This is a genomic window from Rhodococcus sp. Z13 (genome assembly GCF_025837095.1).
Classification (GTDB): domain Bacteria; phylum Actinomycetota; class Actinomycetes; order Mycobacteriales; family Mycobacteriaceae; genus Rhodococcus; species Rhodococcus sacchari.
The window spans coordinates 2873282-2893565 of the sequence record NZ_CP107551.1 but is presented as its reverse complement, the minus strand read 5'-3'; the positions used below and the strand labels follow the sequence as shown (position 1 = coordinate 2893565).

At 70.5% G+C, this 20284-nt stretch carries 17 protein-coding genes; 12 read left to right on the top strand and 5 right to left on the bottom strand.

The genetic code is table 11. The features are described 5' to 3' along the window. The first annotated feature begins 183 nt into the window (after window positions 1-183). Both gatC and gatA read left to right on the top strand, forming a co-directional pair. A complete protein-coding gene (gatC, locus tag OED52_RS13200) occupies window positions 184-483 on the top strand; it encodes an Asp-tRNA(Asn)/Glu-tRNA(Gln) amidotransferase subunit GatC (RefSeq protein ID WP_264151325.1) in 300 nt (99 codons plus the stop codon). Next, window positions 480-1955 (top strand): Asp-tRNA(Asn)/Glu-tRNA(Gln) amidotransferase subunit GatA, encoded by a 1476-nt coding sequence (gene gatA / locus OED52_RS13195; RefSeq protein ID WP_264151324.1) that lies wholly within the window; start codon window positions 480-482, stop codon window positions 1953-1955. The genes gatC and gatA overlap by 4 nt, the downstream gene beginning before the upstream one ends. Before the next feature lie 68 nt (window positions 1956-2023). On the opposite strand, the gene OED52_RS13190 is transcribed toward gatA, so the two are convergent. Both OED52_RS13190 and OED52_RS13185 read right to left on the bottom strand, forming a co-directional pair. Beyond that, window positions 2024-3268 (bottom strand): alpha/beta hydrolase, encoded by a 1245-nt coding sequence (locus tag OED52_RS13190; protein WP_264151323.1) that lies wholly within the window; start codon window positions 3266-3268, stop codon window positions 2024-2026. After that, window positions 3265-3900 (bottom strand): hypothetical protein, encoded by a 636-nt coding sequence (locus tag OED52_RS13185; protein ID WP_264151322.1) that lies wholly within the window; start codon window positions 3898-3900, stop codon window positions 3265-3267. The genes OED52_RS13190 and OED52_RS13185 overlap by 4 nt, the downstream gene beginning before the upstream one ends. 134 nt (window positions 3901-4034) lie before the next feature. Here OED52_RS13185 and OED52_RS13180 point away from each other — a divergent pair, with 134 nt between their 5' ends. From OED52_RS13180 to OED52_RS13160, 5 genes are all read left to right on the top strand, one after another. After that, window positions 4035-5231, top strand: a complete 1197-nt coding sequence (locus OED52_RS13180) for a sensor histidine kinase (RefSeq protein ID WP_264151321.1) — start codon at window positions 4035-4037, stop codon at window positions 5229-5231. A 9-nt stretch (window positions 5232-5240) separates the two neighbouring features. Beyond that, entirely contained in the window at window positions 5241-5921 is a 681-nt protein-coding gene (locus OED52_RS13175; protein ID WP_264151320.1) for a response regulator, read from the top strand. Between the two features lie 71 nt (window positions 5922-5992). After that, a complete protein-coding gene (locus OED52_RS13170) occupies window positions 5993-7024 on the top strand; it encodes a 6-phosphofructokinase (RefSeq protein ID WP_264151319.1) in 1032 nt (343 codons plus the stop codon). Between the two features lie 42 nt (window positions 7025-7066). Then, window positions 7067-8575, top strand: coding sequence for an Asp-tRNA(Asn)/Glu-tRNA(Gln) amidotransferase subunit GatB (gatB, locus tag OED52_RS13165; RefSeq protein WP_264151318.1), 1509 nt, complete (start codon window positions 7067-7069; stop codon window positions 8573-8575). Window positions 8576-8622: 47 nt separating this feature from the next. Beyond that, window positions 8623-9831 (top strand): cation:proton antiporter, encoded by a 1209-nt coding sequence (locus OED52_RS13160; protein ID WP_264151317.1) that lies wholly within the window; start codon window positions 8623-8625, stop codon window positions 9829-9831. Here OED52_RS13160 and OED52_RS13155 read toward each other — a convergent pair whose 3' ends face one another. Beyond that, window positions 9832-10980: a PQQ-dependent sugar dehydrogenase gene (locus OED52_RS13155; protein ID WP_264151316.1), complete on the bottom strand. Its 1149-nt coding sequence runs from the start codon at window positions 10978-10980 to the stop codon at window positions 9832-9834. A gap of 77 nt (window positions 10981-11057) precedes the next feature. Here OED52_RS13155 and OED52_RS13150 point away from each other — a divergent pair, with 77 nt between their 5' ends. Beyond that, complete coding sequence (locus tag OED52_RS13150) at window positions 11058-11822, top strand: DoxX family protein (protein WP_413247662.1); 765 nt, start codon at window positions 11058-11060, stop codon at window positions 11820-11822. Between the two features lie 66 nt (window positions 11823-11888). Here the strand turns inward: OED52_RS13150 and ilvD are convergent, their stop codons facing one another. Together ilvD and OED52_RS13140 are read right to left on the bottom strand one after the other, a co-directional pair. Beyond that, entirely contained in the window at window positions 11889-13730 is a 1842-nt protein-coding gene (gene ilvD, locus OED52_RS13145) for a dihydroxy-acid dehydratase (protein WP_264151315.1), read from the bottom strand. 171 nt (window positions 13731-13901) lie between these two features. Continuing rightward, complete coding sequence (locus OED52_RS13140) at window positions 13902-14408, bottom strand: PH domain-containing protein (RefSeq protein ID WP_264154697.1); 507 nt, start codon at window positions 14406-14408, stop codon at window positions 13902-13904. A gap of 267 nt (window positions 14409-14675) precedes the next feature. Between OED52_RS13140 and OED52_RS13135 the strand changes: the two genes are divergently transcribed. From OED52_RS13135 to OED52_RS13120, 4 genes are all read left to right on the top strand, one after another. Next, complete coding sequence (locus tag OED52_RS13135) at window positions 14676-16613, top strand: acetolactate synthase large subunit (protein ID WP_264151314.1); 1938 nt, start codon at window positions 14676-14678, stop codon at window positions 16611-16613. Continuing rightward, window positions 16610-17113, top strand: a complete 504-nt coding sequence (ilvN, locus tag OED52_RS13130; protein ID WP_264151313.1) for an acetolactate synthase small subunit — start codon at window positions 16610-16612, stop codon at window positions 17111-17113. Before OED52_RS13135 ends, ilvN begins: the two co-directional genes overlap by 4 nt. Window positions 17114-17163: 50 nt before the next feature. Further along, the gene (ilvC, locus tag OED52_RS13125; protein ID WP_264154696.1) at window positions 17164-18165 is read left to right on the top strand and encodes a ketol-acid reductoisomerase; all 1002 of its coding nucleotides are present in this window, start codon (window positions 17164-17166) and stop codon (window positions 18163-18165) included. Between the two features lie 112 nt (window positions 18166-18277). Next, window positions 18278-20119, top strand: a complete 1842-nt coding sequence (locus OED52_RS13120; protein WP_264151312.1) for a SulP family inorganic anion transporter — start codon at window positions 18278-18280, stop codon at window positions 20117-20119. Window positions 20120-20284: the final 165 nt, after the last annotated feature.

The window sequence follows — 20284 nt, the reverse complement described above, 5'->3', positions numbered from 1 at the left end:
AAACCCCGGTCGCGCCGCGGCGTGTCACACGAACGCAACACAGCGTTGCGGAACTCGCAACATCACGCGGTGGGAGAGAGGTCACCCGGGGAGGGGAACAGGCCGCACCGCCTGCGCCGTCGCTTCCTCGACGCATTACCCTGGACAGGACGTTCACTCTCCATCGGAAAGGGGCCATTCACGGTGCCTGCCATCTCCCGAGACGAGGTCGCGCATCTCGCCCGGTTGTCCCGGCTTGCGCTGACCGATGCCGAACTCGACGAGTTCGCCGGTCAGTTGGATTCGATCCTCAACCACGTCAAGGCGGTGTCCGAGGTGGCCGCGGACGATGTCGCGCCCATGGCGAACCCGAACGCGGTCACCAACGTGACGCGTCCGGACGTCGTCGTGCCCGGCCTCACGCCGGAGCAGGCGCTGTCCGGCGCACCTGCCGTGGAGGAAGACCGCTTCGCGGTCCCGCAGATCCTGGGAGAGGGCGAATGAGCGCCGACATCACACGTCTCGACGCCGCCACCCTCGCGTCGAGGATCCACGGCGGCGAGCTGTCGTCGGTGGAGGTCACCCGGGCCCACCTCGACCGCATCGCCGAGGTCGACGGGGAGTACAACGCCTTCCTGCACGTCGCCTCCGAGCAGGCCCTCGCCGCCGCCGCGGAGGTCGACCGTGCCCTCGGTGCGGGGGAGAAGCCCGCCTCGGCGCTGGCCGGTGTGCCGCTCGCACTCAAGGACGTGTTCACCACCACGGACATGCCCACCACGTGTGCGTCGAAGATCCTCGAGGGCTGGGTGTCGCCCTACGACGCGACGCTGACCACCAAGCTCCGCGAGGCCGGCATCCCGATCCTCGGCAAGACCAACATGGACGAGTTCGCGATGGGCTCGTCCACCGAGAACTCGGCCTACGGCCCCACCCGCAATCCGTGGGACACCAGCCGAATTCCCGGTGGTTCCGGTGGCGGCTCCGCCGCGGCCCTCGCCTCCTACCAGGCGCCGCTGGCCATCGGCACCGACACGGGCGGCTCGATCCGTCAGCCCGCCGCGGTCACCGCGACCGTCGGCACCAAGCCCACCTACGGCACCGTCTCCCGTTACGGCCTGGTCGCCTGCGCGTCCTCGCTCGACCAGGGCGGCCCGTGCGGTCGTACCGTCCTCGACACCGCGCTGCTGCACGAGGTCATCGCCGGGCACGACCCGCGCGACTCGACGTCGGTGAAGGCCCCCGTCCGGCCCGTGGTGGAGGCCGCCCGCCAGGGTGCCGCCGGCGACCTGAAGGGCGTGAAGGTCGGTGTGGTCAAGGAACTGCACTCCGACAGCTACCAGCCCGGCGTCATCGCCTCGTTCGACGCCGCGGTGAAGACCCTGACGGAGCTCGGTGCCGAGGTCGTCGAGGTGTCGTGCCCGCACTTCGAGTACGCCCTCGCCTCCTACTACCTGATCCTTCCCTCGGAGGTCTCGTCGAACCTCGCGCGCTTCGACGCCATGCGCTACGGCATGCGCGTCGACGACGGCACGATGAGCGCCGAACAGGTCATGGCCGCCACCCGCGCCGCCGGCTTCGGCAAGGAGGTCAAGCGCCGCATCATGATCGGCACCTACGCGCTGTCGGCGGGCTACTACGACGCCTACTACGGCCAGGCGCTGAAGGTGCGCACGCTCATCGCGCAGGACTTCGACAAGGCCTACGAGCAGGTCGACGTGCTGGTCTCGCCGACGAGCCCGTTCACGCCGTGGAAGCTCGGCGAGAAGGTCGACGATCCGCTGGCGATGTACCTGTCCGACCTGTGCACCCTGCCCACCAACCTCGCCGGGCACTGCGCGATGTCGGTGCCGTCGGGTCTGTCCGAGGACGACGGCCTGCCCGTCGGCCTGCAGATCATGGCGCCGGCGCTGGCCGACGAGCGCCTCTACCGCGTGGGTGCGGCCTTCGAGGCCGCCCGGGGCCCGGTCCTGGTCTGACCCCATCCCGCCTCTCCGCGACCCGTCGTGCCGTTCCGGCCGACGGGTCGCGGTGCATCCGGGTCCGTTCAACGGTCCTCGGCCGCGCACCGGGCCTGGTCCTCGCCGTAGCGGTGACCGTGCCCGATCGGGGCGTCCAGCGAGACGAGCAGATCCACACTCGTCTGCACGAACGTCAGGACGGGCAGCCACGGCGGTACAGGCGCGTCGATGCGGGCCCGCGACAGATCCGGCGGCGACCACAGCAGGGCGGGCTGCCACCACACCACGGGATCCGAACTGTTCGCCCGCACGGTCGCCCCGTCGGTACGCACCCCCGCCGGCGGACCCGCGAGGAAGAGCGCACACGGCTCCGGGTCGACGTTCGCGAACACCGCGCTCGCCCCGGTCGCGCCCAGCGACTGGCCGTAGAGATGCAGGACGGGCCGCCGCTCCGTGGGCAGGGCGGCCAGCCGGGTCCGCACGGCCGCCACGAGCGCCCGCGTCTCCTCGACCGCGGCATCGCGGTCGAGCACGAAAGTCGCCCAGCTCGGACGATCGGAGTACTGCTGGGCGACGATCACCAGATCGTCCCCCCACCGGCTCTCGAATCCGCGCACGGCTGCGGCGTCCACCCAGCCGGAGCCGGTCGGCACCGCCACCACCAGGTGTTCGCGGTCCCATCCGCCGACCCGGTCGAGTTCGGCCACGGCCCGCTCGGCCCGCCCCTCCGGATCCGCGGCCGCCGCCAGCGGGATGTACACCCGCAGGGCGGACCCGTCGGAGGGCAGGGACACGAACCGCCGGCCTTCCCGCCCGAGGTCGACACCGCTCGAGGGGGCCGGATCGGTGGGCGAGGCGGACACCGTGCCCGCCCCCAGGCACGCGAGCACCGTCACCACCGCCACCACCGGAAGCCGTCCGGCCCTGCCGGGTGAGGTCCCCGTGCGCAGCGCCGCCACGACGGCCCGCGTACCGCCCACGAGCACGGTCACGACGACGGCCGCGACGAGAACGACCTCGGTCCAGTAGCGCAGGTCCACCCCCGGCACGTCCATGGCCTGCCGCAACCGGTTCTGCCACCGGTGTGCACCGGCCACGGCGACCAGCATTGCCGAGGCGCCGACCGTCACGATCGGCCACCGGAGCTCGTCCGGTGTGGGTGAGGGGAATCGTCCGGTGCGCCGGTGGAAGACGGACACGACGATCCGGCGGCTCGCGAGTGCGAACACGATCAGCACCCCCGTGACCACGCCCTGCACCACCGGATCGCGGGGCAGGAGCGACGGGAAGAGCGAGACCACCGCGGCGAGAACGATCACGAACATCCTCATGAGAGCGCTGCTTTCGGGTCGAGTGCCCGCCGCGATGCGAGCCCCAGCAGTGCGGAGCCCGCGCCGAGTACGAGGGGCAGAGGAGATTCCGGGACGGGACTGTGACGGCCCTGCCGCCACGAGTTGAATTCCACTGCGGCAGAAGCAATTTTCGAGATCGGATGACACAGGGCGATCTGCGGGTCGGACCGGCACGCGAGGTCGAGATGCCGCGCGAAGAGGGAATCCAGCCTGCGCCGGGCGTCCGGTCCGAGCTCTCCCTCCGTGGCCCGCGCGTACCGGAGCAGGTCGTATCCGAGATCGTGGACTCGGCACGCCGATTCGAACACCTCCGGTAGCGGGATCGGCGCCGAGCAGTCACCCTCAGGATCCACCAGCCGTGCCACCGAATCGAGTCCCCGCTCCACGATCGGCGAATAGCCCATCACCGCGGCGAAATCGGTGGGGAAGGCGGCCTGCGCGGCCTCGGTGTCGTCGGCGACGAGCGCCGTGATCGCCGCCGCGGCGGCCGTGTTCCCGGACCCCGTGTTCCCGGTCGCCGCCGGGGCGGCCGGAGCGGAGATCGCCGAATGCGCGGCGGCGGCGAGCAACAGGGTCGAGGCGAGACGAACGAGGACGGATCGGGATGGCATGCCCCGAAAACTAGGAACGCTCGGTACTCCGCCGAAGCCCGCCGCGGAGGGATTCTCCGGTGCCGGTCTCGTCCCCGGGAGCTACCCCGATCTCACCCTCGGGTATGAGGACGGTCGAGGCGGCAGCCCCTAGCGTGGGGGACGTGAACGAACTCGCAGTCTCCGGCGCGAGAGCCGCCGGTCGCCTCGGCCGGGGGCGTTGGGGCACGATCACCGTCGTCGCCGTGACCCTGATCCTCTACGCGATCGCGTGGCCGACCCTGCCCCTGACCCACGACATCTCGCCGCCGCTGCTGCCGCTGATCTCGGGGATGGCGGTCTTCCCCTTCCTGCTCGTGCTGGTCCGCCCGGCGCTGGGCTGGGCGGTGTGCGCGTCCGCCGCGCTGATCGTCCCGGTCGTGTTCGAGCGGCTGCCCGGATACGACTATCCGTGGCAGGTCGTGCACATCCTCGTGATGCTGGCGCTGGTGTTCGCCGTCGCGGTCCGCGAGGAGATCCGGATCGTCCTCGTCGTCTGGGTCGCAACGGTTCTGCTGTTCGCGGCGTTCGTCCCCGGCAGCGACGGATGGGGCTGGGGGATCGGGATCAGTGCCCTGGTGGTGTTCGGGTTGCTGGTGCGCTGGCTGGTCGTGTCCCGTCGGCAGCTCGCCCGTGAGGAGGAGGCCAACGAGCTCGAACGGGCCCGCCGCGCCATCCTCGAGGAGAAGGCGCACATCGCCCGCGACCTGCACGACATCGTCGCCCACCACATGTCGATGATCGTGGTGCAGGCCCAGAGCGCGCCCTACCGGCTCCCGGACGTGAACGATGAGGTGCGCGCCGAGTTCGACGTGATCGGCGCGACCGCCCGGGAGGCGCTGAACGAGATCCGCACCCTGCTCGGGGTGCTGCGCAGCGACGGGCAGCTGCCCGAACACGAACCGCAGCCGGGCCTGGACCGGCTCGACGACCTGTTCGAGTCGTCCCGCCGCGCCGGGGTGCTGCTCGAGACCCTCGTCGAGGGGAGCCCCGGGCGGGTGTCCGACGGGGTGGGCCTGACCGTCTACCGGATCCTGCAGGAGTCGCTCGCCAACGCCGCCCGGCACGCTTCCGGGGCCGCCGTGTGCGCGCGGCTGATCTGGGAACCGGCGACCGTGACGGTCGAGGTGGTCAACGGCCCCGCCACCGCGGCGAGACGCGATCCCGGTGGCGCGGCGGACCGCAGCGGCGGCAACGGCATCCGCGGGATGGCCGAGCGCGCCACCGCGATGGGCGGGCAGCTCGTCGCCCATCCCCGCGGCGACGGCGGTTTCGAGGTCCGCGCGGTGCTCCCGCTGCTGCCCACCGCCTAGGGTTGGGGAGTGACGACCGACCCGCGACCTCCCATCACCGTGTTCATCGCCGACGACCAGGCCATGGTGCGGCAGGGTTTCGGCGCCCTGCTCGGCGCGCAAGCCGACATCAGCGTCGTCGGCGACGCCCCCGACGGGAGGGTCGCCGTCGCCGAGGTGGCACGGCTGCGCCCGGACGTCGTCCTCATGGACGTGCGCATGCCCGAGATGAACGGCCTCGACGCGGCCCGGCACATCCTCGCCGACACCCGCGAACCCCGCTCGAAGGTGCTCATGCTCACCACCTTCGATCTCGACGACTACGTCTACGAGGCGCTCGGGATGGGAGCGAGCGGATTCCTCCTCAAGGACGCCCCTGCCGACGAACTCGTCCGGGCCGTGCGGGTCGTCGCCGACGGGCAGGCACTGCTCGCCCCCACCGTGACCCGCCGGCTCATCGCCGAGGTCACCGCCCGCCGCCGGCCCCGACGCGGCCGCGACCGTGTCCTCGACCCCCTGACCCCGCGCGAACTCGAGGTGCTCGAACTCATCGCGCACGGCCTGTCGAACACCGAGATCGCCGAGCGTCTGTTCGTCGCCGAGCAGACCGTCAAGACCCACGTCGGAAAGGTGCTCGCCAAGCTGCACCTGCGCGACCGGGCGCAGGCGGTGGTGCTCGCCTACGAATCCGGTCTCGTCACACCGGGCTGAATCGCGCTGCCGTCACGCCCGGGAACGGGCAGGATGACGGGAGCAGCAACTGTCCCTGCGGGAGGTAGCGAGTGACGAGAATCGGCATCCTCACCAGCGGCGGCGACTGTCCCGGCCTCAACGCGGTCATCCGCGGTGCGGTGCTCAAGGGCACCGAGGTGCACGGGCAGGAGTTCGTCGGCTTCCTCGACGGCTGGCGCGGGCTCGTCGAGGGTGACGTGATCCCCTTGGACCGCAGCCGCGTTCGCGGTCTCGCCCAGCAGGGCGGCACCATCCTCGGGACCAGCCGCTTCGGCCCCTACCAGACCCCCGAGGGGGGAGCGGCGAACATCCAGAGGACCCTCGACCGGCTCGGGGTCGACGCCGTCGTCGCGATCGGTGGCGAGGGCACCGCCGCGGCGTCGAAACGACTGTTCGAGGAGGGCATCCGGATCGTCGGGGTGCCCAAGACGATCGACAACGACCTCAGCCGCACCGACTACACCTTCGGTTTCGACACCGCCGTGGAGATCGCCACGGTCGCCATCGACCGGTTGCGCACCACGGGCAATTCGCACAAGCGGTGCATGGTGCTCGAGGTGATGGGCCGCCACGCCGGGTGGATCGCCCTGCACTCCGGCACCGCCGGTGGTGCGCACGCCATCCTCATCCCGGAACACCCGGAGAGCCTCGAGCAGATCTGCGAGTGGGTCACCAGTGTCCGCGACCGCGGCCGCGCCCCGATGGTGGTCGTCGCGGAGGGATTCAAGCTCCCCGACATGGACGAGGCCTACTCCACGAAGGGCCTCGACGGTTTCGACCGTCCGCGTCTCGGCGGCATCGCCGAGATGCTCGCCCCGCTCATCGAGGAACGCACCGGCATCGAGACTCGCGCCACGGTCCTCGGGCACATCCAGCGCGGGGGCGTCCCCACCGCCTTCGACCGGGTGCTGGCGACCCGGCTGGGCATGGCCGTCACCGATCTCGTCGCCGACGAGGAGTGGGGACACATGGTGGCCCTGCACGGCACGGAGATCGCCCGTGTGGGGTTCGAGGAGGCGCTCGCCGACCCGAAGTTCGTGCCCGAGGAGCGTTACCAGGAGATGCGGATCCTGTTCGGGTGAGGCCGCGCCGGGGCACGCGAGCGGGCGTCTAAAATCAGCTGCATGACTGCCTCCGTGTCACCCGACCTGCTCGCCTACGACGACGTGCTCGCGAAGTTCGAGCCAGTGATGGGCATGGAGGTGCACGTCGAGCTGCACACCGCCACCAAGATGTTCTGCGGCTGCCCGACCACCTTCGGCGCCGAGCCGAACACCCAGGTGTGCCCGGTCTGCCTCGGCCTGCCCGGCGCCCTCCCGGTCGTCAACCAGGCGGCCGTCGAATCGGCCATCCGCATCGGCCTCGCGCTGAACTGCTCGATCACCCCGTGGGGCCGGTTCGCGCGGAAGAACTACTTCTACCCGGACCAGCCGAAGAACTACCAGATCTCGCAGTACGACGAGCCGATCGCCACCGACGGTTACCTCGACGTGCCGCTCGACGACGGCACCACCTGGCGGGTCGAGATCGAGCGCGCCCACATGGAGGAGGACACCGGCAAGTCGCTGCACGTCGGTGGCGCGACCGGCCGCATCCACGGTGCGAGCCACTCGCTGCTCGACTACAACCGCGCCGGTGTGCCGCTGATCGAGATCGTCACCAAGCCGATCGTCGGCGCCGGTGAGCGCGCCCCGGAGGTCGCCCGCGCCTACGTCACCGCCCTGCGCGACCTGCTCAAGGCCTTGAACGTCTCCGACGTCCGCATGGACCAGGGTTCGATGCGCTGCGACTCGAACGTCTCGCTGATGCCCATCGGCTCCGAGGAGTTCGGTACCCGCACCGAGACCAAGAACGTCAACTCCCTCAAGTCCGTCGAGGTGGCCGTCCGCTACGAGATGCGCCGCCAGGCCGCCGTGCTCGTCTCCGGCGGCGAGGTGATCCAGGAGACCCGGCACTTCCAGGAGGCCGACGGCACCACCTCGCCCGGTCGCCGCAAGGAGACCGCCGAGGACTACCGCTACTTCCCGGAGCCCGATCTCGAGCCCATCGCGCCCGACGCCGCCTGGGTCGAGGAACTGCGCGCGACGCTGCCCGAGCTCCCCTGGGTCCGCCGCGCCCGCATCCAGGCCGACTGGGGTGTCTCCGACGAGGAGATGCGCGACCTCGTCAACGCCGGTGCGCTCGACCTGATCGTCGCCACCACCGAGGCCGGCGCCCCGGCCCCCGAGGCCCGCTCGTGGTGGGTGTCCTACCTCGCGCAGCAGGCCAACACCCGCGGCGTCGAACTGTCCGAGCTGCCCATCACCCCGGCGCAGGTCGCCGAGGTGATCGCGCTCGTCGCCGACGGCAAGCTCACCAACAAGCTCGCCCGCCAGGTCGTCGACGGCGTGCTCGCCGGTGAGGGTGAGCCGAGCGAGGTCGTCGCCGCCCGCGGACTCGAGGTCGTGCGTGACGATTCGGCGCTGCAGGCCGCGGTCGACGCCGCCCTCGCCGCGAACCCCGACATCGCCGACAAGATCCGCGCCGGCAAGGTGCAGGCGGCCGGCAAGATCGTCGGCGACGTCATGAAGGCCACTCGCGGCCAGGCGGATCCGGCTCGCGTCAAGGAGCTCGTGCTCGCCGCATGCAGCTGACCGGGGCCCTGGCCCCGTCCGTCCGTGCGCCGCTAACGTAGCGGCACATGGACGCTGCTGTAGCCACCTCCCTGTTCTGGATCGCCGTCGCGGCGGCACTCGCCCCGGTGATCGCCGGGGCGGTACCGCGGCGTCTGGTCCCCGAGGTGGTGCTGCTGCTCGTCGCCGGTGTGATCATCGGCCCGTACGTGCTCGACCTCGCCGAGACCGGCAGCGAGATCGGCATCCTCCGCGAACTCGGCCTGGGCATGCTGTTCCTCCTCGCCGGTTACGACATCGACCCGGCGGAGCTGCGCGGCCGGGGTGGCCGGCGGGCACTGATCACCTGGTGTGTGTGCATGGTGGCGGCGCTCGCTACCGTCGCCCTGCTCGGCGTTCTGGGTCATCCCGTGCACGCCGAGATCGCCGTCGCCATCGCGATGACCTCCACCGCGCTCGGCACCCTGCTGCCGATCCTCGCCGATCGCGGTCTCGTCACCACCCCGCTCGGCCGGACCGTGCTCAACCACGGGGCGATGGGCGAGCTGCTCCCGGTGATCGCGATGGCGATCCTGCTCGGCACCCGCGGCGCCGTGGGCTCGCTGATCGTGCTGGCCGCCTTCGCGGTGGTCGCCCTGCTCGTCGCCGTTCTGCCGCAGCGCATCCTGCGGGAGGGTTCGGACATGGCGCGGTTCGTCCGGCGCACCGCCGACACCACCGCCCAGACCTCGGTGCGCCTGACGATGCTGCTGCTCGTCGGTCTCATTACCGTCGCAGTGGTGTTCGACCTCGACATCATCCTCGGCGCGTTCGCCGCCGGATTCATCCTCCGGCGGGCCGTCCCGGCCGGTGACGAACGGCTCGAGAAGAAGCTCGAAGGTCTGGGTTACGGTTTCCTCATCCCGATCTTCTTCGTCACCTCCGGCATGGCGATCGACGTCGAGGCCGTGGCGCAGGCACCCTTCCTCCTCGGTGCCTTCTTCGTGCTGCTGATCCTGGTCCGCGGCCTGCCGGTGTTCGTCGCGTCCCGCCTGGAACGCACGCCGGACGGCGCGCGGGTCTTCGACACCCGCGAGCAACTGCAGATCGCGTTGTACTCCGCGACCGGCCTGCCGCTGATCGTCGCCGTCACCGGTGTCGCCGTCGCGGCCGACCAGATGTCGAACGCCAGCGCCTCGATTCTCGTCGCGGCCGGGGCAGTCACCGTGCTGCTGCTGCCGATGATTGCCGGGCTGTTGCGCCGTCCGGAACCGGTGGAGTCGCGCGAGCGCGCCTGATCAGTCGAATCCGCCGCCGCCCGCGGGGAACTGGATCCGGACGACGCGGTCGTCGGTGGGTCCCGGCTCGCCGCCGGACTTGTTCACCGTCGACACCCACAGCAGGCCGTCGGCGGAGGCGGACGCGCCCCGGAGCCGGCCGTAGCGGTCCTCGAGGGTGACCACCGGTGCCGCCGTCACCGCGCCCGTGCCGGGATCGGTGCCGATCACGGCGACCGCCTTCGCGTCGGTGAGCGCGACCGCGATACCGTCGGGGGCGGCCGCGCATCCGGCCACGCCGGGCCTGTCGGGCCACGTCCACGCCGGGCCGGCGCCCGTGGAGCCGTCGGCGCCGACGCGCTGCAGCCGGTCCTCGAGCGGGGTGCGGTCGGTGACCCACAGGTTGCCGTTCGGATCGCGGCACACGTCGCCCGCGGTACCGATGCCCGACAGTACGACGCTCGGGGTGGGGGCGGTGCCCGGGGCGGGCAGCTCCATCTTCAGCAGCTTGCCGGCTCGAGACGCGGGATCGGTTGCCGCCGTGGGGTTTCCGGCGTCACCGGTGAGGACGGCGAGCTCGGTGGGGGAGACGAACTCGATGGCGCCGTTGTTGCCGGTCGCGCCTCGCGGGATCCCTGTCAGCACGTCCTTCGGGGCGTCGCCCGCGGCGATCCGCACGACCCGGTTGTCCGAGGCGGTGGTGATGTAGGCGTAGACCAGCCGGTCCTCGGCGAAGGTGGGCGACAACGCGATGTCGAGCAGACCGCCGTCACCGGAACCCTCCACCGGGATCCGGGCGAACTCCACCGGATCGGTCTCGGGCGCGACCTGCAGGATGCGTCCCGTCTGCCGCTCGGTGACCAGAGCCGAGTTGCCGTCGGGCATCGTCACCAACCCACCGGTCGACTCCAGGCAGGTCACGATCACCGCCGGATCCGGATCGACGCACGGCCCCGCCGGCGCCTGCGAGGAACTCGGTGGGGTCGTGGTGGTCGTCGGATCCTGCGGTCCGAAACCCGGTCCGGCGTCGAAGGTGGGTTCCGGTGAGAAGGGGGTGGACGCCGAGTCGTCGAACCGGGCGCACGAGGGCACCGCGAGGATCCCGACCGCCAGCGCCGCCACCGCCGCGCGTGCTCCCCACGAACCCGTCCGATGCGCGCCCCACGTCATGGCGCAAACGTTACCGGCACGACGCGCACACGTGCCGAAGCCGGGTGCGGAGTCCGAGCCGGTCCTACGCTGTGGGAGTGAGCGACAAACAGACCCCTGGTCCGAGGCCCGACGACATGCCCGACGAGCAGACGCTCGCGATGCCTCGTCAGCGGGCGTCGTATCTCGAATCGGACGACGACCTCGACTTCCACGGCACCCCGCTGGGCAACGAGGGGTATCTCGCCCCCACCGAGCAGCTCTACCGCCCGGAACCGGTCTACGGCGCCGAGAGTTACGGCACCGACCCGGCCCCGGCCGGGGCGGTGGCCGCGGGGGAGACCGTCCCGCCGAAGGTCCGCCGCGGCACCCTCGACCTCGGCCTGTTCGTGCTGCGCGCCGTGGTCGGCGCGACCCTCCTGGTGCACGGCCTGCAGAAACTGACCGGACTGTGGAACGGCCCCGGCCTCGACGGCTTCGAGGCGCTGCTCGCGGACGCCGGCTACCAGCAGCCCGCGCTCCTGGCGATCGCCGGTGCCGTCGGTGAGGTCGCCGCCGGTGGCCTGCTCGTGCTCGGGCTCCTCACCCCGATCGCCGCCGCGGCGATCGTCGCGATCATGGTCGACGCCGTGCTGTTCAAGCACGAACTCGAACCCGGCTTCCAGTACTTCGCGTCCGAACCCTCGGGGGTCGAGTACGAGATCCTGCTGGTCGCGTGCGCGGTGGCGCTCACCCTCACCGGCCCCGGCCGTATCGCGATCGACGGCCGCCGCGGCTGGGCCACACGCCCGTTCGTCGGATCGTTCGTCGCACTGCTGCTCGGCGCCGCCGCCGGCGTCTGCCTGTGGATCTTCGGGCGCTGACCCGACCCTGTGCACGGGAGAAGGGCCACGCGATCACGCGTGGCCCTTCTCCCGTGGAGTCACCGGTTACGGCAGGCGCCGCACCGCGCCCTTGTCGGCGGAGGTCGCCAGCGCCGCGTAGGCACGCAGCGCCTTCGAGACCTCGCGCTGACGGTCGACGGGCTGCCACGGACGCTCCGAGGCCTCCATCTTCGCGCGGCGCTCGGCGAGGACCTCGTCGTCGACGAGCACCTCGAGGGTGCGGGTCTTCACGTCGATGAGGATCCGGTCACCGTTCTCGACCAGGCCGATCGTGCCACCGGAGGCGGCCTCGGGGGAGATGTGGCCGATGGACAGACCGGAGGTGCCACCCGAGAAGCGGCCGTCGGTGATCAGCGCGCACACCTTGCCCAGGCCGATACCCTTGAGGAACGAGGTGGGATGCAGCATCTCCTGCATGCCCGGACCGCCGGCCGGGCCCTCGTAGCGCACGACCACCACGTCTCCCGGCTTGATCTTCTTGCCGAGGATGACCGAGACGGCCTCCTCCTGGGACTCGACCACGAAGGCCGGGCCCTCGAAGTGGAACAGCTCCTCGTCGATACCGGCGGTCTTGAGGATCGCGCCGTCCGGAGCGAGGTTGCCGCGCAGCACGCACAGGCCACCCTCGACGGTGTAGGCGTGCTCGATGTCGCGGATGCAGCCGTTCGCTGCGTCGGTGTCCAGCGACGACCAGCGGTTGTTCGTCGAGAACGGCTCGGTGGTGCGCACCCCGCCCGGAGCGGCGTGGAACAGCTCGAGCGCCTTCTCCGACGCCTTGCCGGAGCGGATGTCCCAGTTGTCGAGCCACTCGTCGAAGCTCTTGGTGTGGACGGTGGTCACGTCGGTCTCGAGCAGCCCGCCGCGGCGCAGCTCACCGAGGATGGCGGGGATGCCACCGGCGCGGTGCACGTCCTCCATGTGGTAGTCGGAGTTCGGGGAGACCTTCGCCAGGCAGGGCACCCGGCGGCTGATCTCGTCGATGGTGCCGAGATCGAAGTCGACCTCGCCCTCCTGCGCGGCGGCGAGGGTGTGCAGCACCGTGTTGGTCGAACCCCCCATCGCGACGTCGAGGGCCATGGCGTTGCGGAACGCCGCCGGGGTCGCGATGTTGCGGGGCAGGACGGACTCGTCGTCGTCGCGGTAGTAGCGCAGGGCGGCCTCGACGATGGTGGTGCCGGCGGTCTCGAAGAGCGCGCGGCGCGCCTCGTGGGTGGCGAGGGTCGAACCGTTGCCGGGCAGCGCGAGACCGAGAGCCTCGGTGAGGCAGTTCATCGAGTTGGCGGTGAACATGCCCGAGCACGAACCGCAGGTCGGGCAGGCGCTGCGCTCGACCTCCTCGAGCCCCGCGTCGTCGACGGACTCGCTGGCGGAGGCGGAGATCGCGGTGATGAGGTCGGTGGGGGCGTGGGCCACACCGTCGACGACCACGGCCTTGCCGGCCTCCATCGGGCCGCCGGAGACGAAGATCGTCGGGATGTTCAGCCGCATCGCGGCGTTGAGCATGCCCGGGGTGATCTTGTCGCAGTTGGAGATGCACACCAGCGCGTCGGCGGTGTGCGCGTTGACCATGTATTCGACGGAGTCGGCGATGATCTCGCGGCTCGGCAGCGAGTAGAGCATGCCGCCGTGACCCATCGCGATGCCGTCGTCGACGGCGATGGTGTGGAACTCGCGGGGGACACCGCCGGCCTCACGGACCGCCTTGGCGACGATCTCGCCGACGTCCTTGAGGTGGACGTGGCCGGGGACGAACTGGGTGTAGGAGTTCGCGATCGCGACGATCGGCTTGCCGAAGTCGGAATCGGTCAGGCCGGTGGCGCGCCACAGGGAACGCGCCCCTGCTGCATTTCGTCCGACGGTGGTGGTGCGTGACCTCAACGGGGGCATGGGCTGACTTCCTTGACTGGGGCTGGGTGCGCAATCGCCGACCGCGTCCGGTCGCCGGGCCGGGCGTGGGGAGCGGTACCGACGAATTTACTCGTGTGCTATCCGGCAGGCGTATCCGCGTCGGTTTCGGGTGGGCTCGGGTCGGTTCCGGGAGGAACGTCCCGGGAGGACTCAGGAGGACCGGTCGTCCCGGGCCGGGTCGTGCTCGGCGGCCTCGGCTTCCGCCTTCGCGGCCCGCTCGGCCTCGTACCGCTCGATCTCGGCCTGTCGGGCGGCGGCGTACGGATCGGTGATACGGCCGCCGCTGGCCTCGGCGATCTCGGGGAGACGGCCGAAGGTGACGACCGGCAGTGGTACCTCGGTGCCGTCGACGAGGTCGGCGCGGGCCCAGCCCCGCTTGGGGAAGCGGATCCCCTTGAGCGACTCCCAGTCGATGGAGGTGGTGCGGAACGTCGAGCGCGCCACGATGCCCTCGGGACCGACGACGGTCCGGACGCGGACCACCCAGGCGGCGACGAGGAAGGGGATGATCAGCGTCCAGGTGAAGGCGGCCGGCCACGCGAGCGCGGGCGAGGCCAGCGCCAGGAGCAGGAGTCCGCATCCGAGGAAGGACAGCCGGGAGATCTGGATGACCGTCGTCGGCCGATCGGGGGTGTGGGATGATGGAGACGGTGGCACGGGCTGCTGGGAAGATGACACCTCTACATCTTCGCATTGCAGCCGAGGCATCTCACATTCTGGGACAGTCGACCGCACCAAGTTGACTGGCTACGCACCATGCGCCTACCGTCTAGCGCGTGAATCAGAATGGGTTGCTCGTAATCGGCCGGCGCGTCGTCGCCTGAGCCGCATTTCCGCAACTCGCCCACGACGCGCCACCCTCGTACAGCAGAATTGCTGACGAGGGTTTTTTGTTGCCCGGAGCCAGAATCAGAGGAATTCGCAGTGAGCGCACCAACCGCACGGCCTCAACCCTCGCCGCGAAAGCCGGGGTCCGCCACCCCGACTCCCGCAGCTGCTGCAGCGCAGCCCACCGCCCGACGCCAGGTCGCCCCCGAGCGGGTCACCGGCGCCCAGTCGGTCGTCCGCGCACTCGAGGAACTCGAAGTCGACACGGTGTTCGGCATTCCCGGCGGTGCCATCCTGCCGGTCTACGACCCGCTGTTCGACTCGCGGCGCGTGCGGCACGTCCTCGTCCGGCACGAGCAGGGTGCCGGCCACGCCGCCACCGGCTACGCGCAGGCCACCGGCAAGGTCGGTGTGTGCATGGCCACCTCCGGCCCGGGCGCGACCAACCTCGTGACCCCGCTCGCCGACGCCCAGATGGACTCCGTCCCGGTCGTCGCGATCACCGGCCAGGTCGGTCGCCCGCTCATCGGCACCGATGCCTTCCAGGAAGCCGACATCTCCGGCATCACCATGCCGATCACCAAGCACAACTTCCTGGTGACCGACGGCGCCGACATCCCGCGCATCCTCGCCGAGGCCTTCTATCTGGCCTCCTCCGGCCGCCCGGGCGCGGTCCTCGTCGACATCCCCAAGGACATCCTCCAGGCGCAGACCACCTTCAGCTGGCCGCCGGAGATGCACCTGCCCGGCTACCGGCCCGTCACCAAGCCGCACGGCAAGCAGGTCCGTGAGGCCGCGCGCCTGATCGCCGACGCGAAGAACCCGGTTCTGTACGTCGGTGGCGGCGTCATCAAGGCCGAGGCCGCCGCCGAGCTGCTCGAGCTCGCCGAGCTGACGAACATCCCGGTCGTCACCACGCTGATGGCCCGCGGCGCGTTCCCGGACAGCCACCCGCTGCATTGCGGCATGCCCGGCATGCACGGCAACGTCGCGGCCGTGGCCGCGCTGCAGAAGAGCGATCTGCTCATCACCCTCGGCGCACGCTTCGACGACCGCGTGACCGGCAAGCTCGAGTCGTTCGCCCCCGACGCGAAGGTCATCCACGCCGACATCGACCCGGCCGAGATCGGCAAGAACCGGCACGCCGACGTCCCGATCGTGGGCGACTGCAAGGAGGTCCTCGTCGAGCTGATCGAGGCCATCCGCGCCGACCTGGCGACCGGCACGAAGCTGGACTACTCGGACTGGTGGGTCTACCTCGACGACATCCGTCGTACCTACCCGCTCAGCTACGACCGTCCCGCCGACGACACCCTGTCGCCGCAGTACGTGATCCAGGCCCTCGGCAAGCTCGCCGGCCCGGACGCGATCTACTGCGCCGGCGTGGGTCAGCACCAGATGTGGGCCGCGCAGTTCGTGAACTACGAGAAGCCGCGCACCTGGCTCAACTCCGGTGGCCTCGGCACGATGGGCTACGCCGTTCCCGCGGCGATGGGCGCCAAGATGGGAAAGCCGGAGGCCGAGGTGTGGGCCATCGACGGCGACGGTTGCTTCCAGATGACCAACCAGGAACTCGCGACCTGCGCGGTCGAGGGTGTGCCGATCAAGGTCGCCCTGATCAACAACGGCAACCTCGGCATGGTCCGCCAGTGGCAGACCCTGTTCTACGAGGAGCGCTACTCGAACACCGACCTGGCGACGCACTCGCTGCGCATCCCGGACTTCGTCAAGCTCGCCGAGGCCCTCGGCTGCGTCGGCATCCGTGTCGAGCGCGAGGAGGACGTCGAGCCCGCGATCCGCCGGGCCCAGGAGATCAACGATCGCCCGGTCGTGATCGACTTCATCGTCGGCAAGGACGCGCAGGTGTGGCCGATGGTCGCCGCCGGCACGAGCAACGACGAGATCATGGCGGCGCGCAACATCCGGCCGCTGTTCGACGACGATGCCGCCGCCGACGATCCGTCCGTCATCCACGAGACCATCGACGCGCTCGAGACCCGCGGAGACGCCGCGGCCCAGGAGGAGACCAAGTGAGCACGAGCCACACTCTCAGTGTTCTCGTCGAGGACAAGCCGGGCGTGCTCGCCCGTGTCGCGTCGCTGTTCTCGCGGCGCGGATTCAACATCGAGTCCCTCGCCGTCGGTGGCACCGAGGTGCCCGACATCTCCCGCATGACGATCGTCGTGACGGTCGACGAGTTCCCCCTCGAGCAGGTCACCAAGCAACTCAACAAGCTCGTCAACGTCATCAAGATCGTCGAGCAGGAGGAGGAGGCGTCCGTCGCCCGCGAACTCGTGCTCATCAAGGTGCGTGCCGACGCCAGCGTGCGCACCCAGGTCATCGAGACGGTGAATCTGTTCCGTGCCAAGGTCATCGACGTCTCGCCCGAGTCGCTGACGATCGAGGCCACCGGTACCCGCTCCAAGCTTGACGCGCTCCTGCGCATGCTCGAGCCGTACGGAATCCGGGAGATCGTGCAGTCCGGCGTGGTCGCCGTCGGACGCGGTCCGAAGTCCATCACGGCGACCCGTTAGCCTGAACACACCCATACTTGCTGAAAGAGGTATTCACAGTGGCAGTCGAGATGTTCTACGACGACGATGCGGACCTGTCGATCATCCAGGGCCGCAAGGTCGCCGTCATCGGCTACGGCAGCCAGGGTCACGCACACTCCCTGAGCCTGCGTGACTCGGGCGTCGAGGTCCGCATCGGCCTGAAGGAGGGCTCGAAGTCGCGGGCCAAGGCCGAGGAGGCCGGCCTCACCGTCGGTACGCCCGCCGAGGTCTCGGAGTGGGCCGACGTCATCATGCTGCTCGCCCCCGACACCGCCCAGGCGTCGATCTTCAAGAACGACATCGAGCCCAACCTGAAGGACGGCGACGCCCTGTTCTTCGGCCACGGCCTGAACATCCACTTCGGCCTCATCAAGGCTCCGGAGTTCGTCACCGTCGGCATGGTCGCCCCCAAGGGCCCCGGCCACCTCGTGCGCCGCCAGTTCGTCGACGGCAAGGGTGTGCCCGCGCTCATCGCCATCCACCAGGACCCGAAGGGCGACGGCGAGGCCCTGGCCCTGTCCTACGCCAAGGGCATCGGCGGCACCCGCGCCGGCGTCATCAAGACCACCTTCAAGGAAGAGACCGAGACCGACCTCTTCGGTGAGCAGGCCGTGCTCTGCGGTGGCACCGAGGAACTCGTCAAGACCGGTTTCGACGTCCTCGTCGAGGCGGGCTACGCCCCGGAGATGGCGTACTTCGAGTGCCTGCACGAGCTCAAGCTCATCGTCGACCTCATGTACGAGGGTGGCATCGCCCGCATGAACTACTCGGTGTCCGACACCGCCGAGTTCGGTGGCTACCTCTCCGGCCCGCGCGTCATCGACGCCGGCACCAAGGAGCGCATGAAGGACATCCTCAAGGACATCCAGGACGGCACCTTCGTCAAGCGTCTCGTCGCCAACGTCGAGAACGGCAACAAGGAGCTCGAGGGTCTGCGCAAGGAGAACGCCGAGCACGGCATCGAGGTCGTCGGCAAGCAGCTGCGCGATCTGATGAGCTGGGTCGATCGCCCGATCACCGAGACCGCGTAAGCGTCCCGAACCCGCACGGCGGCCCGGCACACCTCTCCGGTGTGCCGGGCCGCCGTCGTCCGTGGGTCTCGTCCGCCGGGCGTGAAGGGCGGCGACGGAGGATACTGGGCCGATGTGGCCCACGGCTGCGCTCGGACGACTGCCGGGTGTCGCCGCCGCGCGCACCCGGTGGCGGGGTGGGCTGCGCAGCGACGTCGGCGCCGGGCTCGCGCTCAGTGCGTTGCTGGTGCCCACCGGCATGGGATACGCCCAGGCGGCGGGTCTGCCCGCCTACACCGGCCTGTACGCGACGATCGTGCCGATGCTGGTCTACGCCCTGTTCGGGCCGTCCCGGATCCTGGTGATCGGCCCGGATTCCGCGCTGGCGCCGCTCGTCGCCGCGGCGGTGCTGCCGCTCGCCGCGGGCCGGGATCCCGCTCGCGCGGTCGCTCTCGCGGGACTGCTCGCCGTCCTCGTCGGCATCCTGCTGCTGGCCGGGGGAGTACTGCGTCTGGGCTTCCTCACCGACCTGCTGTCCACTCCCATCCGGATCGGTTTCCTCAACGCCATCGCGCTCATCGTCGTCGTCGGGCAGCTCCCGCTGCTGCTCGGCACGGACGCCGACGAATCCGGCCTGCTCCACGAACTGGCCGAACTCGTCGAGGACGTCGCCGAGGACGGGGTCGAACCCGTCACCCTCGCGGTCGGGCTCGCCACCATCGCCACGATGCTCCTGCTGAAGAGGCTCGACGTGCCGGTGCCCGGGGTGCTGATCGCCGTGGTCGCCGCGGCCGGCGCGACCGCCCTGTTCGATCTCGCCGAGCGCACCGAGACGGTCGGCGCTCTGCCCTCGGGTCTCCCGGCACCGGCTCTCGACGGTCTCGGCCGGGGCGATGTGACCGCGCTGCTCGGTCCGGCCGTCGCGATCGCGGTGATCGCGTTCGCCGACACCGCCGTGCTGTCCCGGTCCTTCGCGCTGCGCCGCGGTGAGGAGGTGGACGGCAGTGCCGAGATGCGGGCGCTCGGCGCCGCCAACCTCGCCGCGGGTCTCACCGGTGGTTTTCCCGTCTGCGGCAGCGGCAGTCGCACACCGGTCGTCGAACAGGCCGGAGGACGAACGCAACTCGCGGGTGCCGTCGGGGCCGTGACGGTGGCGGTGTTCGTCCTCGTTGCGCCCGGCGCCATCGCCTATCTGCCGCAGGCGGCGCTCGGGGCGGTGGTGATCGTGGCGGCGAGCTCGCTCGTCGACCCGGGTGCGCTGCGGCGGTTGTGGCGGGTGAGCCGCCTCGAATTCGGCCTCGCCGTGGCCGCGTTCGTCGCCGTCGGGCTCGCCGGGGTGCTGCGTGGTGTCCTCGTCGCGATCGCGCTGTCGCTGATCGTCGTGGTGGTGCGGGCCTGGCAGCCGCATCGCACCGAACTGGTCGAACTGCCCGAGGTCGCCGGATATCACGACCGGGAGCGGCATCCCGAGGGGCACCGGATCGAGGGGCTGGTGCTGGTGCGCTTCGACGCGCCGTTGTTCTTCGCGAACGGCGCGATCCTCACGAAGTACGTCCTCGATCTGGTCGATCGGCGGAAGGACGCCGTGGAATGGGTGATTCTCGCGGCCGAACCGATCACCGATCTCGACATCACCGCGCTCGAGGAGATCGAACGTCTCGACATCCACCTCGAGCGCAGGGGGATCCGGCTCGGCTTCGCCGCCCTGAAGGGGCCGGTGAAGGACAAGCTGCGCCGCATGCAGTCCGAGAACCGTTTCGACGACGAACATTTCCATCCCACCGTGCGCGCCGCCGTGCTCGCCTTCCGGCACCGCAACGACACCGGCATCACCCGGCGTGTGCTCGATGCGCCGCCGAAGGATCTGCTCCCGCCTCCCGGCGGGATCCGGCGGCGACGTGATCCGCGCCACCGCACGCCTGATCGACTGCGCCGGCGCCACCGCAGCGAGGACGGTGGGGTACCCGAGTCGTGACGAACTCCGAAAACCCTTCTCGTGTAACGGATTCGGCGAGAACAAGGTGACCGCCCGGGGTGTGGGCGGTCCGCGGCTCCCGGCGCAGGTCCGTGTCGACCGGCTCGCGGCAGCCGTCCGCGGCGCCGGTGACCGGCACGTTCGTCCCGGTCGCGCGGGTGCCGA

What these genes read in the sequence shown, in the direction of transcription:
- gatA (WP_264151324.1), top strand. Translation starts at nt 480, where the DNA reads ATGAGCGCCGACATCACACGTCTCGACGCCGCCACCCTCGCGTCGAGG.
- OED52_RS13190 (WP_264151323.1), bottom strand. Translation starts at nt 3,268, where the DNA reads ATGAGGATGTTCGTGATCGTTCTCGCCGCGGTGGTCTCGCTCTTCCCG.
- OED52_RS13185 (WP_264151322.1), bottom strand. Translation starts at nt 3,900, where the DNA reads ATGCCATCCCGATCCGTCCTCGTTCGTCTCGCCTCGACCCTGTTGCTC.
- gatB (WP_264151318.1), top strand. Translation starts at nt 7,067, where the DNA reads ATGACTGCCTCCGTGTCACCCGACCTGCTCGCCTACGACGACGTGCTC.
- OED52_RS13160 (WP_264151317.1), top strand. Translation starts at nt 8,623, where the DNA reads ATGGACGCTGCTGTAGCCACCTCCCTGTTCTGGATCGCCGTCGCGGCG.
- OED52_RS13155 (WP_264151316.1), bottom strand. Translation starts at nt 10,980, where the DNA reads ATGACGTGGGGCGCGCATCGGACGGGTTCGTGGGGAGCACGCGCGGCG.
- ilvD (WP_264151315.1), bottom strand. Translation starts at nt 13,730, where the DNA reads ATGCCCCCGTTGAGGTCACGCACCACCACCGTCGGACGAAATGCAGCA.
- ilvC (WP_264154696.1), top strand. Translation starts at nt 17,164, where the DNA reads ATGTTCTACGACGACGATGCGGACCTGTCGATCATCCAGGGCCGCAAG.
- OED52_RS13120 (WP_264151312.1), top strand. Translation starts at nt 18,278, where the DNA reads ATGTGGCCCACGGCTGCGCTCGGACGACTGCCGGGTGTCGCCGCCGCG.